This is a genomic window from Geobacillus sp. PLS 41 (genome assembly GCF_056494105.1).
Genome location: NZ_CM151395.1, coordinates 3,293,308 through 3,306,497, shown reverse-complemented (window position 1 = coordinate 3,306,497; position 13,190 = coordinate 3,293,308). Strand labels below are relative to the sequence as shown.

The window sequence follows — 13,190 nt, the reverse complement described above, 5'->3', positions numbered from 1 at the left end:
CGGTCATCCCCCCTGCTTCACAAACGTTACTTTCCAATGTTTTTTTTCGATTTGTTCCACTTCGTACGCAAATCCTTTTGCTTTCATAATTGGAAACAACGGCAACGGCTTGAACGGGGCGTGTAAAATGAACGTATCGCCCGGCTGCAGCGGCTTGATGGCGTTCATAATTTTTTCAAACGGTTCCCGCTTTTGCCGCAAATCTTCGCGTACATCGAGTTCAATCGTCACACCCATGCGCTTTCCCTCCTTTTTGACTATCATGATAATCATTTTCACTGTGGAATGTTGTGATATAGCTCACATCTTTCGGCCGAAACATGACATATTCCACTTTGGAAAAAAGGTTTCGTTTTCGTTTGAAAGGGCGGAATAGCATGTTCCAGAAAGATGGGCTTGCCGAAATGTTTGAAAGGAAACCCCATCAGCTCCATTGCGCATCCCGACCGGTGCCGGACGATGGGGAAAAAGGAGTTAGAAAAAGATTTCTTGTTCGAGCCCTTCGCGGTCAATCAAATAAAAGCCGTGTTCGTCGACGTCAATCAGCCCTTTCCGTTTCAGTTGGCTCAACGTGCGGCTCACCGTTTCCCGGGCGGTGCCGATCATGTTGGCCAGCTCGCGGTTTGTCACATGGGCGGTGAGGCGGTGCCACTTCCCTTGTTTGACGGCGTTCGTGCGCGTCAGCCGCAACAAAAGCAACACGATTTGTTCGTACGTATTATGGAGCACTTGCGCTTCGAGCCGGTTTTGCAAATCAACGATTTTTTCGCCCATGACGCGAAACAGTTTTATGCAAAGTTCAGGGCTCGCCATCAGCACTTGTTCGAAATCGTGGATCGGGATCGCGATCAATGTCGCTTCCTCGACCACTTCGGCGTGGGCCGGATAGGTGCCTTTTAAGAAAAAGCCGGCATGCGGAAACATTTCTCCCGTCTGCAAAATCGAAACGATTTGTTCTTTCCCGCTGAAGTCCGTTTTATAAATTTTTACCGTGCCGGAATGAATGAAATAGACTCGCTCGAGCGGGTCGCCTTGCATAAAGACAAACGTCCGCGGCTTGTAAACGCGCACGTGGGAAATGGCAACCAGCGAATCAAGCTCGTAATCGGACAGTTCACGAAACAACGGAACAGCTTTTAAGCGGTCTTTCATCCAATGGTTCGCCATGGCGTTCTCTCCTTTGGAAATGTGACAAAAGTGTGGCGGCTGTCAACAGAGCATCGATGCTTTTCTCTTTTTGAACATCCGCGCCGTTTGGCCTTTTCTGCCTTCATTGTATACATTCTCACGCCATAAAGCTGTGATATAAATCATAACGGACATTTGCCCCGGCTCACAAACCGCCGAACGATCAGCGCGCTACAATGGGGGCGAACAAACGAGAAGGAGGTTGGCTCATATGGAAGTTCATCGATCCGTTCGCCCCAACATGCGGCCGGGGCGGCAAACGACCAACAGTTTTCTCAAATCGATTCTCATTTTCACTATTGTGATCAGCTTTACCGTCCTGCTTGTCGGCGGATATTGGATTTTTAAAGAAATGGCGCCGAGGCCGAAGGAAGTGCGCAGTGAAGACGGCCAAGTGTTGATGACGAAAGAAACGATCATCGGCGGGCAGGCCGTCTTCCAAAAATACGGGCTGATGGATTACGGAACCGTGCTTGGGCATGGGTCGTATATGGGGCCGGACTATACGGCGGAAGCGTTGAAAATTTATACGGAAGGCATGCAAGATTACAAAGCAAAAGAGCGGTATCACAAACCGTTTGCCGATTTAACCGCCGATGAGAAAACGATCATCCGCGAACAAGTCATCAAGGAAATGCGAAAAAATCGCTACAACCCGGTTACGGATGTTCTCGTCCTGACAGATGCGCAAGTATACGGGTTGGAAAAAGTGCGCGACTATTACCGCGACGTGTTCACCAATGGCGATGGTTGGGGATTGAAAAAAGGATTGATCAAAGAAAGCGACATGCCAAAATCAGGCCGTGCTTGGGTCGCGGACGGCGACCAAATCAAGCAAATTGCCGACTTTTTCTTCTGGACCGCTTGGCTGTCAAGCACGCCAAGACTTGGCGACCACATCACCTATACGAACAACTGGCCGTACTATGAGGACGCCGGCAATACGATGTCGTTTTCCGCGGTATGGTGGAGCGGCGCGAGCGTCACGATTTTGATTTTGTTCATCGGGATCATTTTGTATGTGTTCCACCGCTATCAGTTAAGCATGCAAGAAGCGTATGCAGAAGGGAAGTTTCCAGTCATCGATTTGCGGCGGCAGCCGCTGACTCCGTCGCAAGTGAAAGCGGGCAAATATTTCGTCGTTGTATCGGCGCTCTTTTTCGTCCAAACGATGTTCGGGGCGCTGCTCGCCCACTACTATACAGAACCAGACAGCTTCTTTGGCATCAAATGGATCCATGACCTATTGCCGTTTAACATCGCCAAAGGGTATCATTTGCAGCTGGCGATTTTCTGGATTGCGACCGCATGGCTTGGCATGGGGATTTTCATCGCCCCGCTTGTCGGTGGGCAAGAACCGAAAAAGCAAGGGTTGCTTGTTGATTTGCTCTTCTGGGCGCTTGTCGTCCTTGTCGGCGGCAGCATGATCGGCCAATGGCTCGGCGTCAACGGCTATTTAGGAAACGAATGGTTCCTGTTTGGCCACCAAGGTTGGGAATACATTGAGCTAGGCCGCGTTTGGCAAATCATTTTAGTCGTGGGCATGCTGCTTTGGCTGGTCATCGTCTTCCGCGGCGTCAAACGCGGGCTGAAGCAAGAAAGCGACAAAGGCGGGCTCATCCACTTGCTGTTTTATTCGGCCATCGCCGTTCCGTTCTTTTACATCTTCGCGTTCTTTATCGAGCCGGATACGAACTTTACGATGGCTGACTTCTGGCGCTGGTGGATCATCCACTTATGGGTGGAAGGCATTTTCGAGGTGTTTGCTGTTGTCGTCATCGGGTTCTTGCTCGTACAAATGAGATTGGTGACGAAAAAATCGACGGTCAGAGCGCTCTACTTCCAATTTACGATTTTATTGGGCAGCGGTGTGATCGGCATCGGCCACCACTATTATTACAACGGTTCGCCGGAAGTATGGATCGCTCTTGGCGCGGTGTTCTCGGCGCTCGAGGTCATTCCGCTTACGCTCCTTATTTTAGAAGCGTACGAACAATATAAAATGATGCGCGACGGCGGGGTCAACTTCCCGTATAAGGCCACATTCTGGTTCTTGATCTCCACAGCGATCTGGAACTTGGTCGGCGCAGGGGTGCTCGGCTTTCTGATCAACTTGCCGGCGGTCAGCTACTTTGAACACGGGCAATTCTTAACGCCGGCTCACGGCCACGGAGCGATGATGGGCGTGTATGGCATGTTTGCGATCGCCGTGCTCCTTTACTCGCTGCGCAACATTGTCAAACCAGAGGCGTGGAATGACAAATGGCTGAAGTTCTCATGCTGGATGTTAAACATTGGATTGGTCGGCATGATCGCCATCACGCTGCTTCCGGTCGGGATTTTGCAAATTAAGGAAGCGTTTGTCAATGGCTATTGGGCGTCGCGTTCACCTTCGTTCTTACAACAAGATATCGTCCAAAACTTGCTGCTTGTCCGCTTTGTTCCGGATACGATCTTTTTGATCGGCGTCGCCGCCTTGCTTGTCTTTGCCATCAAAGCGATGTTCCATTTGCGCAAACCAACGCACGGCGAAGGGGGAAGAGCTGCCGGTGGCGAATTTGGCGGAGGAAGAATAACAAAAACGGGCTGACCCAAAACGCGAATGCGTTTTGGGATTAGCCCGTTTTTACACGAAATATAGAAGAGAATCGTTCGTTTTCTGGCAGAATAGAGTCACCATAAACCACTATCACCGAAAAAGGAGCGATTCTTTTATGACACATCATCATATTTTTGAAGAGTGTACCGTGGATCACCTCACGTTGCCAAGCGATATCATTCCATTGGATCATATGGCTCATGTAGTTTACGAAATCGCCAAGCGCATTCCGATGGAGACGTTTCTTCCTTACTATAAAAGGCGGCCACACCTAAGAAAGGTAGGGAGGGATGCTCTCTCCTTGCTTATGGTGCCTTAATAAGACGAATGCTGGAAATTGCCGCTTCTTGTTCAATCGAACGCCTAGAAAGAAGATCTAAAATCCGTTCGTGCTTTTCCATGTTTTGTTCTATTTTCTTAACGATTTCATTTGTTTCAAGCACTGCTTGTTGGACGAAAACAAACTCTTGCTTCGTGACCATATTGGCTTTGACATGATCTAATTCTTTCATTAGGTTGTTCTTTACGTCCTCAAGCTCCTGTTTGGTAGCCATGTTGGCTTTGATGTCTTCAAGTTCTTGCTTGGTAGCCATGTTGGCTTTGATGTCTTCAAGTTCTTGTTTGGTAGCCATGTTGGCTTTGATGTCTTCAAGTTCTTGTTTGGTAGCCATGTTGGCTTTGATGTCTTCAAGTTCTTGTTTGGTAGCCATGTTGGCTTTGATGTCTTCAAGCTCCTGCTTGGTGGCCATGTTGGCTTTAATGTCTTCGATCTCTTTTGTGAAACTATGCTTCACTTCTTCGAGTTCTTGTTTAGTGGCCATGTTGGTTCTAATATCTTCGAACTCTTTTGTGAAACTATGCTTCACTTCTTCAAGTTCTTGTTTCGTTGCCATGTTGGCTTTAATATCCTCAAGCTCTGTTGTGAAGTTTTGCTTCACTTCTTCGAGCTCCTGTTTCGTTGCCATGTTTGTTTTGACGTCGCTTACTTCATGTTCGATCATTTGGAGCTTGTCCAAAATTTGTTTCAATATCTCTTCCAAGGAAAATCCTCCCTTCTAATAAGATATATAGCAGCCCTGGAAAAGCGAGTGATGATGAATCGCTCCTTTCTTTTGAGGACTGGGGAAACGAGCGTGTAGAGTAAGTGGTTGAGGAAAGGGATGGGATTGTAGCGCAGAACAAATGAGGACAATCGTTCCCCATTCATATTATAAATGATTCGTAGAAATTTGAAAATAACGTTTTGTGTCATTGTCGCTTTGTATCCGTCCAGGAAAAGGAGTGCGTTTTAGCCCGTACGGTCATGTTAATCCCGGCAGCGACATTGTTTTGACGAAAATTGAATTTCCTTATAAATAAAAGGGTTTGATTCGGAATCGTTCATGATCAATACACGGCTTACTTAATAAAGAAAGAGCTGGCTCCAAAAGTCCGCTTTTTAGCGGATTTTTGGGTCAGCTCCCTTCGTTTGTGAGCGTTTTCAATCACTTGTGGCATTTGTCCGGCGTGGTGTGTTCCATTTCCTTTTGCTTGTCATGGCACGGAAAGCAGTACAACGTCTCTGTTTCTCGGCTGACGACGCCATTTAAGAACCCATGCAGACAATGGATCGGCTTGCCGCATTGCGCGCAAAAGCCAACAAGCTCTTCCAACCGCCATTTCTCCTTTCATGGGGATTGAACATGTTCACCTTCGGGCTGTGACGCTCGTCACTACCGCCCAAGGCTCAAGCGGTTATGATAAAGTATATAATTCATTATACTACAAAGGAGGCCAATGTTATGAACCAATTTGCTGCCAAAATCCACGCCCCGGACTATCCGCCGCGCGACCGCCATCCGGCAATTTTTCGGCTGTTTGACAGTTTGAAGCCGGGGGAAGTGATGGAGCTGACGAATGACCATGACCCGCGTCCGCTGCAATACCAATTCATGATGGAGCGTCCGGATCAGTTTACATGGGAGTACTTAGAGGAAGGGCCGGACGTATGGCGGGTGGCCATCGGCAAAAAATAAATCATCCGCTCCATTGGGATTTCCGTCTGCAGGCGGAAATCTTTTTTTCGCCGGTTGGTATGGTACGGTAAAAACAAACGATGGATGTCCGGAAAGGGGAAGCATGATGAAACAAACGATTGCCGGAGCGGTGCTCGCCGGCGGCCAGTCGCGCCGGTTCGGGCGGCCGAAGGCGTTTGCGCTGCACGAAGGCGCCCCGTTTTTCACTTGGTCGGTCGCGGCGCTCGATCCGATCGCGGATGAATTGTATATCGTCAGCCACCCGTCGCTTGTCGATGAATTCCGCCGCCAAACGGATATCCCGGTGCTGCTCGATGTCGAGCGCTGCCGCGGCTGTGGGCCGCTGGCCGGCCTTTACACCGTTATGGAACAGAGCCGAGCGGATTGGGTGTTCGTCTTGCCGTGCGACATGCCGTACATGCGGCGGGAAGTGACAGAGCGGCTTGCTTCCTATATCGATCCGATGTTTGACGCCATCGTCCCGCTCCATGGCGTCCGTCCCGAACCATTGGTCGCCTTATACCACCGTCGGCTTCGCTCCGTGATCGCCGAGCTGCTTGACGCCGGCGAACGGCGGATGATCTCGCTCCTTGACCGCGCCCGCGTCCGTTGGGTGGACGCCGAGCAACTTGCCGCAGATAGTGACGTCTGGCGCAATGTCAATACGGAGGAAGAGTACCGGTGAAGGGGGGATGGTGGCCGAAGCAGACACCGCATACACTTTTTTCAATTCAGAAGAGCCATCCTTGACCGCGAAATGGTTCTTTTCCCGGCTTTTCACCACAAAATGCACTTGATGCACAAAGACGTTCATGATACGCAAGTGAAAAATGATTTCGCCTGTACAATAACTGTCAATAAAAGGTCAAGTGCACCTTTTGATGATGACCTGAATTTTATGAAACGGCAATAGGGCGAAAAAGAACCGCACGACTTCGGCTCTTTTACGTTATTGGACTGGAGGTTGATTTCCTTCGCCAAGTCCGCCACTTCGAGGACGGTCAGCCCCGTTCGTTTCGCGACTTCGTGAAATGTCTTTGGCGTGGTACGAGACCCCGTCTGGCATCGTCTCATCTCCACTCGTTTTTACTTAAATGTTATACCGCCTGTTTAAACGGCTGTCATCTTCGCTCATGGCACGATCGCCATCTGTTGTGGCCTCGCTGCGGATGTGATCGATATCACATAACGCACCTGAATGTTGCGGTACAATGGAGGCCAAGGAGGGAGCATGATGCGTGATTTCAATGAAAACCCGTTTATTGTCATTTGGGAGTTGACGCGGGCGTGCCAACTCAAGTGCCTTCATTGCCGCGCTGAAGCGCAATACCATCGCGATCCGCGCGAGTTGACGTTTGAGGAAGGGAAAAAACTGATCGATGAGATTTACGAGATGGATCAGCCGATGCTCGTCTTTACGGGCGGCGATCCGCTCATGCGTCCGGATGTGTACGATTTAGCGAAATATGCGATCGATAAAGGGTTGCGCGTGTCGATGACGCCGAGCGCGACGCCGAACGTGACGAAAGAAGCGATCCGCAAAGCGAAAGAAGTCGGCTTGTCGCGCTGGGCGTTCAGCCTTGACGGGCCGAACGCCGAGATTCACGACCATTTCCGCGGCGTGAGCGGCTCGTTTGAGTTGACGATCCGTGCGATTCACTACTTGCATGAGCTCGATATCCCTGTGCAAATCAACACCGTCATTTCGCGATACAACGTTCATGTGCTTGACGAGATGGCGGCGCTGGTGGAGAAGCTGAAATGCGTCCTGTGGAGCGTCTTTTTCCTTGTGCCGACAGGCAGGGGGAAGGAGGAGGACATGATTTCCCCCGTCGAGCATGAGCGGGTGTTCCGCTGGCTGTACGAAACGAGCAAGCGCGTTCCGTTTGACATCAAAACGACGGCCGGCCAGCATTACCGCCGCGTCGTGCTGCAGGCGAAAATGCGTGAAGGAAAAACGGCAAAAGGCGGCATCCGCTACGAAGATGTGTTGAACAAAGGCTTAACCGGGCAAGTCGACGGGCTCGGCCGCGCGCCCAAAGGGGTGAATGACGGCAACGGCTTTGTTTTTATCTCCCATATCGGCGACGTCTACCCGAGCGGGCTGCTGCCGGTGAAGGCAGGGAACGTCCGAGAAACGCCGCTGGCGGACATTTACCGTCATTCTCCGATTTTCCAAGACTTGCGCAATCCGGACAAATACAAAGGAAAATGCGGCGTCTGCGAGTTCCGATATGTGTGCGGCGGCTCACGCTCCCGGGCGTACGCGGTGACGGGAGACTATTTGGAAAGCGAGCCGTATTGTGTTTACATTCCAAAGGCCCTGCGGACAAAAGAGCAAAGCCAACGGTAAGAGGGCGGGGAAAAACGGCTGCTTAAAATGACGGCGCTGCGGCGTTCGTGAGACGGTTGTCCGGGCGCATGCGGCGGATGTTGGATGTGTGTTCAAAACACACGGGGAAGGAGCAGACGCCCTTCCCCGTTTTTATCATCCTGAACCGAGAAGATCCCCCACTTCCACGCGTGAGCGTAAGTGGGGAATGAATCGGGATTGGCCGTCATTCTTCCTCTTGCTTCCGCAGAACAGAAGGGGTAAAGACCCGTGGGACGCACGGGGATGGCTTGGTGGACAGCCTGCTGTGGGGCGGGTGTTCCCAAGAATCTCCCACCTCAAAGCTCAAGCGTAGGTGGGAGAGCGTTCAATGTTGAAGATCATTCATGCTCCAAATCGACAGTAAATGTCTCCGGCCCGGTCGGTTCTGCGCTTCCTCCTTTTGGTTCGAGGCTTGCTTTAATTTGCTTGAACTGTTTGACATCCTCGCCGGAGATGAAAATGCGCGCTGCTCCGTGGCGGATCGTCAACAGCTCCCCTTTGACCTCGTTGTTGGTGTAAATGATCCACAATTGATAATCGCGAGTCGCAAACGGCGGCAACCCTTCAATTTCCATCAGCATTTCCTTCGTATCGTCATTGAGCCAAATCGTGCCGTCCATCTGTTGAAAAAGCACCGATGGTTCAATCGGAATTTGTTTCGTTTTGGGATTATGGATGATTCGCTCGATTGGCATGTCGGTATGTTGTTTGACAATCTGGTATCGATATGGCTCATCCGATCGGTCATGGGAAGCGGCTGGTCCGTCGCTGGGAGCGGAAAGGCGCAAGGTGAAAAGGAAAACGGCCAAAGCTGCACCGATCCACCCGCCTGCCATGCGGAGACCGCGCCGCATCCGCTTCGTTTGTTTTTGCGCTTCTGCTTGGGCCCAAATTCGCTCTTTATGAGAAAGGGGAGGTGCTTCATATTGGGCTTCCTCCTTAAGCCCGATGTTTTTCCACGCTTCAAGCAAGCGTTGGCATTCAAGGCACTGCTTTAGATGGTTGGACACGTCTTCTTTTTCTTGCTCTGGCAGCATGCCTAACAGCCAGTCCACGATTTTTGCTTCCGAAATATGGCTATGCTTCATGCTGTTCTTCACCTCTGCCAGCCCCCATCCAGTGGAACAGCTCTTTTTGTTTCCGCAAATTGCGCAAGCCGTAGCGGATGAGCGACTTGACGGAGCCTAACGGTTTGTTCATCGCGGCGGCGATTTCCCGCTGTGTTTCCCCATGAAAGTAAAAGTGAATGATCGCTTGCCGCTGCTCCTCGGGGAGATGGGTTAAAGCGTCTATGATGACTTGTTGTTCCAGTTGGCGGAGAAAATCAAATTCCGCCCCCTTTTCTGTTAAAGCTGCTTCCTCAAGGCGGCTCACTAAAAGATCCCGTTTCTTGCGCAGGCGGTCGAGCGACCGGCTTTTCGTTTTCACGGCAAGAAAGGCTTGAACGGTTCCCCGTTTCGGGTCGAATTGATGCGGTTTTTGCAAGATTTCGAGAAACACATCGTGGCTGACATCTTCCGCCTCCACCTCGTCGCCGACGATCCGAAGAGCGATATGATAGACCATCGGAGCGTATTTTTCGTAAAAACGGTCAAAGGCGGCGCGCGAGCCTTCGGCGATCTTCTCGAGCAGTTCGAGGTCTTCCCGTCGGTCTTCCATCTTGCCCACCTCCCGACGCATGCTTGGAATGGTTGCTCTGCATCTATTCTACAACTGAATTTTTCTCCTGCAAAACAAATCCATTGATCCATTTCTGGCGTATACGAAGTGAAAACAGAAGGAGGGAGTGAATGTCGTGCAAAGCAGGATCATCATGATGTTCGCCATGATCTTGACTCTCTTTTCGCTTCTTCTTCCGATCCGCCCGGCAGCGGCGACAAGCGGTGTTGTTCTCTTCACGCCATACACCGGGCTTTCGGTGACACCCGGGGAAACGATCGACTATACGGTCAATGTCATCAACAACGGCTCGGCGATTGAAAATGTCACGTTCTCGTTTGACAGTCTGCCGAAAGGATGGTCGACGTCGATGACCGCTGAGGGGAGAACGATTGAGCAGCTGTCCGTAAGAGGCGGAAAAGAAGAACAGGTCACGTTGGAAGTGACCGTGCCGCTGGATGTCGACAAGGGGGATTACCGCTTTTGGCTCGTCGCGAAAGGGGACAGTGGTTCATCGAAATTGCCGCTGCTTGTCCGCGTGACGGAACAAGGATCGTTTAAAACGGAACTGACGTCGGAACAAACGAACCTCGAGGGGCACGGGGATTCGAGCTTCACGTATGATGTCACGCTGAAAAACCGAACCGCCAAGACGCAAAATTACGCGTTAAGTTCGGCAGCCGAAAAAGGATGGCAAGTCACGTTCAAATCGGAAGGCAATTCCGTTACGTCGGTGAAACTCGAGCCGAACGAATCAAGAGACATTACCGTCGAGGTCAAACCGCCGGAAAATGTGAAAGCGGGCACGTACAAAATCCCGATCAAAGCGCAAACGAGCGATACGTCGGCTGAGCTGACGTTAGAAGCGGTTATTACGGGCACGTATGAGCTCAAGCTGACGACGCCGTCAGGAAATTTGAGCACCGATGTGACGGCGGGGCATGAACGGGTGATCGATCTTGTCGTCAAAAACACCGGAAGCGCTCCGCTTTTGAACATCAATATGACGGCTGACGCTCCGCCTAATTGGGAAGTGGAATTCGATCAAAGCACGATCGCCCAGCTGAACCCGGGCGATTCCAAAACAGTCAAGGCGAAAGTGAAAGCGTCGGATGAAGCGATCGCCGGGGATTATGTCGTCAACTTCCAGGCGCAAACGGCGGAAACATCGGCGGAGGCGGCGTTCCGCGTCTCTGTCAAAACGTCAACGCTTTGGGGGATTGTCGCCCTGCTGATCATTGCAGGGGTGGCCGGAGGGCTGTACTATTTAATCAAAACATACGGGAGGAGGTAAGCATGGCAGCACCCGCTGTCATCGAGCTTGACAACTTGTGCAAAACGTATGGCGACCATCGGGCGGTTGACCATTTGTCGCTTTCCATTCAAAAAGGGGAAATTTTTGGGCTTCTTGGCCCGAACGGGGCCGGAAAGACGACGACGATTTTGATGATGCTCGGGCTCACCGAGCCGACGTCCGGCATGGTTAGGGTATGCGGGATCGATCCAGTGCGAAATCCCATTGACGTTAAACGGAAAGTCGGGTACTTGCCGGATGATGTCGGGTTTTACCATCACATGACAGGCTTGGAGAACTTGCTGTATACGGCGGCGTTAAACGGCATTCCCCGCGCCGAGGCGGAAAAGCGGGCATGGGAGCTGCTCGAGAAGGTGAATTTGACCGATGCGGCCCATAAAAAAGCGGGGAAATACTCGCGGGGAATGAGGCAGCGGCTCGGCTTGGCCGATGTGTTGATGAAGCGCCCGGAAGTGATCATTTTGGATGAGCCGACGTTGGGCATCGACCCTGAGGGAGTGCGCGAGCTGCTTCGGCTGATCCGCGATTTGAGCCGCCATGAAGGCATCACGGTCCTGCTGTCCTCGCACCAATTGCACCATGTGCAGAAAATTTGCGACCGAGTCGGCTTGTTCGTGGGCGGCCGATTGTTGGCCGAAGGGAATATCGAACGCCTGGCGCAACAGCTGTTTTTGCAGGATGCCTATGTCATCCATGTGGCTGCTTCACCGCTTGACGCTTCCTTACGGTCCAAAATCGAGGCGATTCCGGGCGTCAATAAAGTGGAGCAAACGGAAGATGGATGGGATGTGTATTGCCAAACGGATGTGAGCGCCGCCATCAGCCAGACGATCATCGAATCAGGATCTTCGCTGTTCCATCTCAGCCGGCGGGATTTTGGACTTGATGAGATTTATCACCGCTATTTTGAAGGGAGGGATGTACGTGAAGGCCAGTAAGGAAGAGCGATGGGCAAACGATGTTTTTTCATATGTGAAAAGATGGAGCGAACGGCTGAAGGTGGGTGCGCTTGATGAGAAGAAACGAGCAAGAGGGGCAAACAGCGCCTTTTCGGCCATTGTCAAAAAAGAACTGGCCGATTATTTGACGAGTTGGCGCATGATCATTTTAATCGCCCTCATCTTGCTTACTTGCTTCGGCTCGCTGTATACGGCGATGACGACAATCCGGGACGCGTTGGATTCCTCGGAAGAGGCCAAGGAAATCGCGAAAGGCGCCTACTTGTTTCTAAAATTATTCACCGTCTCGGACGGAACGTTGCCTTCGTTTCTGACGTTTGTCAGCTTTCTCGGGCCGCTGCTCGGCATCGCCCTTGGATTTGACGCCATCAATTCGGAGCGGAATCGGGGGACGTTAAGCCGGCTCATGGCCCAGCCGATTCCGCGCGATTATGTGATCAACGGCAAGTTTGTCGCTGCGCTGTTGTTGAATGCTGTTTTGTTTCTTTCGCTCGGCCTGCTCGTGATGGCGTTGGGCATTTTGGTCTTGGGGATTCCGCCTACTTTCGAAGAGTTTGCCCGCATGGTCTGCTTTTTGTTGTTATGTCTTGTGTATATCGCCTTTTGGCTGAATCTCGGCATTTTGTTTTCCGTCGTCTTCCGCCAGGCGGCGACATCCGCGTTGTCGTCGATGGCCGTTTGGCTGTTTTTCAATCTTTTCTACTCGATGATCGTGGAAGTGTTTGCGAAATCGTTTTTGCAGTCTGACGCCATTACGTCCGTCGAGCAGGCGGTCGGCCGTCAAGAGTTGGTGCTTGGTCTCATGAGATTGTCGCCGAGCTACTTGTTCAATGAATCAACAACCGCCTTGCTTTCGCCGGACGTCCGAACGCTAGGGATCGTCACGGTGGAGCAAACGGCCGGCGCTGTTGCGGCCCCCTTGCCATTCTCGCAAAGTTTGCTGCTCATTTGGCCGCAGGCGACCGCGCTCATTGCCGCCACTCTCATCTGCTTTGCGATCGCGTATTGGTTGTTTATGAGGCAGGAGATACGGGCGAGCGGGTGAGAAAACAAGTTGTTTGCCGCAGACGGGGCGGAAGAG

General features: G+C 51.6%; 12 protein-coding genes and 1 pseudogene. 7 read left to right on the top strand and 6 right to left on the bottom strand.

The window, feature by feature from the left end:
• Positions 1-3 precede the first annotated feature (3 nt).
• Both ACVX3G_RS16515 and ACVX3G_RS16510 read right to left on the bottom strand, forming a co-directional pair.
• Entirely contained in the window at positions 4-237 is a 234-nt protein-coding gene (locus ACVX3G_RS16515) for a DUF2249 domain-containing protein (RefSeq protein ID WP_021322551.1), read from the bottom strand.
• Positions 238-474: 237 nt separating this feature from the next.
• Positions 475-1,167, bottom strand: coding sequence for a Crp/Fnr family transcriptional regulator (locus ACVX3G_RS16510; RefSeq protein WP_011230259.1), 693 nt, complete (start codon positions 1,165-1,167; stop codon positions 475-477).
• A 232-nt stretch (positions 1,168-1,399) separates the two neighbouring features.
• Here ACVX3G_RS16510 and ACVX3G_RS16505 point away from each other — a divergent pair.
• A pseudogene (locus tag ACVX3G_RS16505) lies at positions 1,400-3,764 on the top strand (nitric-oxide reductase large subunit).
• 328 nt (positions 3,765-4,092) lie between these two features.
• Here the strand turns inward: ACVX3G_RS16505 and ACVX3G_RS16500 are convergent.
• Positions 4,093-4,827: a hypothetical protein gene (locus ACVX3G_RS16500; RefSeq protein ID WP_033845527.1), complete on the bottom strand. Its 735-nt coding sequence runs from the start codon at positions 4,825-4,827 to the stop codon at positions 4,093-4,095.
• Positions 4,828-5,271: 444 nt separating this feature from the next.
• A complete protein-coding gene (locus ACVX3G_RS16495; protein ID WP_014195091.1) occupies positions 5,272-5,439 on the bottom strand; it encodes a hypothetical protein in 168 nt (55 codons plus the stop codon).
• 129 nt (positions 5,440-5,568) lie between these two features.
• On the opposite strand from ACVX3G_RS16495, the gene ACVX3G_RS16490 reads away from it, so the two are divergent.
• The 3 genes from ACVX3G_RS16490 to ACVX3G_RS16480 all read left to right on the top strand — a co-directional run bounded on the left by ACVX3G_RS16490 (position 5,569) and on the right by ACVX3G_RS16480 (position 8,155).
• Positions 5,569-5,802 carry a DUF2249 domain-containing protein gene (locus tag ACVX3G_RS16490; RefSeq protein WP_013523134.1) on the top strand — a complete coding sequence of 78 codons (234 nt, stop codon included), beginning with the start codon at positions 5,569-5,571 and terminating at the stop codon, positions 5,800-5,802.
• A gap of 103 nt (positions 5,803-5,905) precedes the next feature.
• Complete coding sequence (locus ACVX3G_RS16485; protein ID WP_033845525.1) at positions 5,906-6,487, top strand: molybdenum cofactor guanylyltransferase; 582 nt, start codon at positions 5,906-5,908, stop codon at positions 6,485-6,487.
• Positions 6,488-7,036: 549 nt separating this feature from the next.
• Positions 7,037-8,155, top strand: a complete 1,119-nt coding sequence (locus ACVX3G_RS16480) for a TIGR04053 family radical SAM/SPASM domain-containing protein (protein WP_033845523.1) — start codon at positions 7,037-7,039, stop codon at positions 8,153-8,155.
• A 359-nt stretch (positions 8,156-8,514) separates the two neighbouring features.
• Here ACVX3G_RS16480 and ACVX3G_RS16475 read toward each other — a convergent pair whose 3' ends face one another.
• Together ACVX3G_RS16475 and ACVX3G_RS16470 are read right to left on the bottom strand one after the other, a co-directional pair.
• Positions 8,515-9,264 (bottom strand): anti-sigma factor, encoded by a 750-nt coding sequence (locus ACVX3G_RS16475; protein WP_033845522.1) that lies wholly within the window; start codon positions 9,262-9,264, stop codon positions 8,515-8,517.
• Positions 9,254-9,835, bottom strand: a complete 582-nt coding sequence (locus tag ACVX3G_RS16470; RefSeq protein ID WP_033845520.1) for a sigma-70 family RNA polymerase sigma factor — start codon at positions 9,833-9,835, stop codon at positions 9,254-9,256. Before ACVX3G_RS16470 ends, ACVX3G_RS16475 begins: the two co-directional genes overlap by 11 nt.
• 127 nt (positions 9,836-9,962) lie before the next feature.
• Between ACVX3G_RS16470 and ACVX3G_RS16465 the strand changes: the two genes are divergently transcribed.
• Genes ACVX3G_RS16465 through ACVX3G_RS16455 form a run of 3 tightly spaced genes read left to right on the top strand, consistent with a single transcriptional unit; the run spans position 9,963 to position 13,154 of the window.
• Positions 9,963-11,129, top strand: coding sequence for a COG1470 family protein (locus ACVX3G_RS16465; RefSeq protein WP_033845519.1), 1,167 nt, complete (start codon positions 9,963-9,965; stop codon positions 11,127-11,129).
• A gap of 2 nt (positions 11,130-11,131) precedes the next feature.
• Entirely contained in the window at positions 11,132-12,088 is a 957-nt protein-coding gene (locus ACVX3G_RS16460; RefSeq protein ID WP_033845518.1) for an ABC transporter ATP-binding protein, read from the top strand.
• Positions 12,075-13,154, top strand: coding sequence for an ABC transporter permease (locus tag ACVX3G_RS16455; protein ID WP_023633804.1), 1,080 nt, complete (start codon positions 12,075-12,077; stop codon positions 13,152-13,154). The genes ACVX3G_RS16460 and ACVX3G_RS16455 overlap by 14 nt, the downstream gene beginning before the upstream one ends.
• Positions 13,155-13,190 lie beyond the last annotated feature (36 nt).

Bases quoted from the DNA above. Each gene is read 5' to 3' on its own strand.
- ACVX3G_RS16490 (WP_013523134.1), top strand. From the start codon at position 5,569: ATGAACCAATTTGCTGCCAAAATCCACGCCCCGGACTATCCGCCGCGC.
- ACVX3G_RS16510 (WP_011230259.1), bottom strand. From the start codon at position 1,167: ATGGCGAACCATTGGATGAAAGACCGCTTAAAAGCTGTTCCGTTGTTT.
- ACVX3G_RS16475 (WP_033845522.1), bottom strand. From the start codon at position 9,264: ATGAAGCATAGCCATATTTCGGAAGCAAAAATCGTGGACTGGCTGTTA.
- ACVX3G_RS16485 (WP_033845525.1), top strand. From the start codon at position 5,906: ATGATGAAACAAACGATTGCCGGAGCGGTGCTCGCCGGCGGCCAGTCG.
- ACVX3G_RS16470 (WP_033845520.1), bottom strand. From the start codon at position 9,835: ATGGAAGACCGACGGGAAGACCTCGAACTGCTCGAGAAGATCGCCGAA.
- ACVX3G_RS16480 (WP_033845523.1), top strand. From the start codon at position 7,037: ATGCGTGATTTCAATGAAAACCCGTTTATTGTCATTTGGGAGTTGACG.
- ACVX3G_RS16460 (WP_033845518.1), top strand. From the start codon at position 11,132: ATGGCAGCACCCGCTGTCATCGAGCTTGACAACTTGTGCAAAACGTAT.
- ACVX3G_RS16515 (WP_021322551.1), bottom strand. From the start codon at position 237: ATGGGTGTGACGATTGAACTCGATGTACGCGAAGATTTGCGGCAAAAG.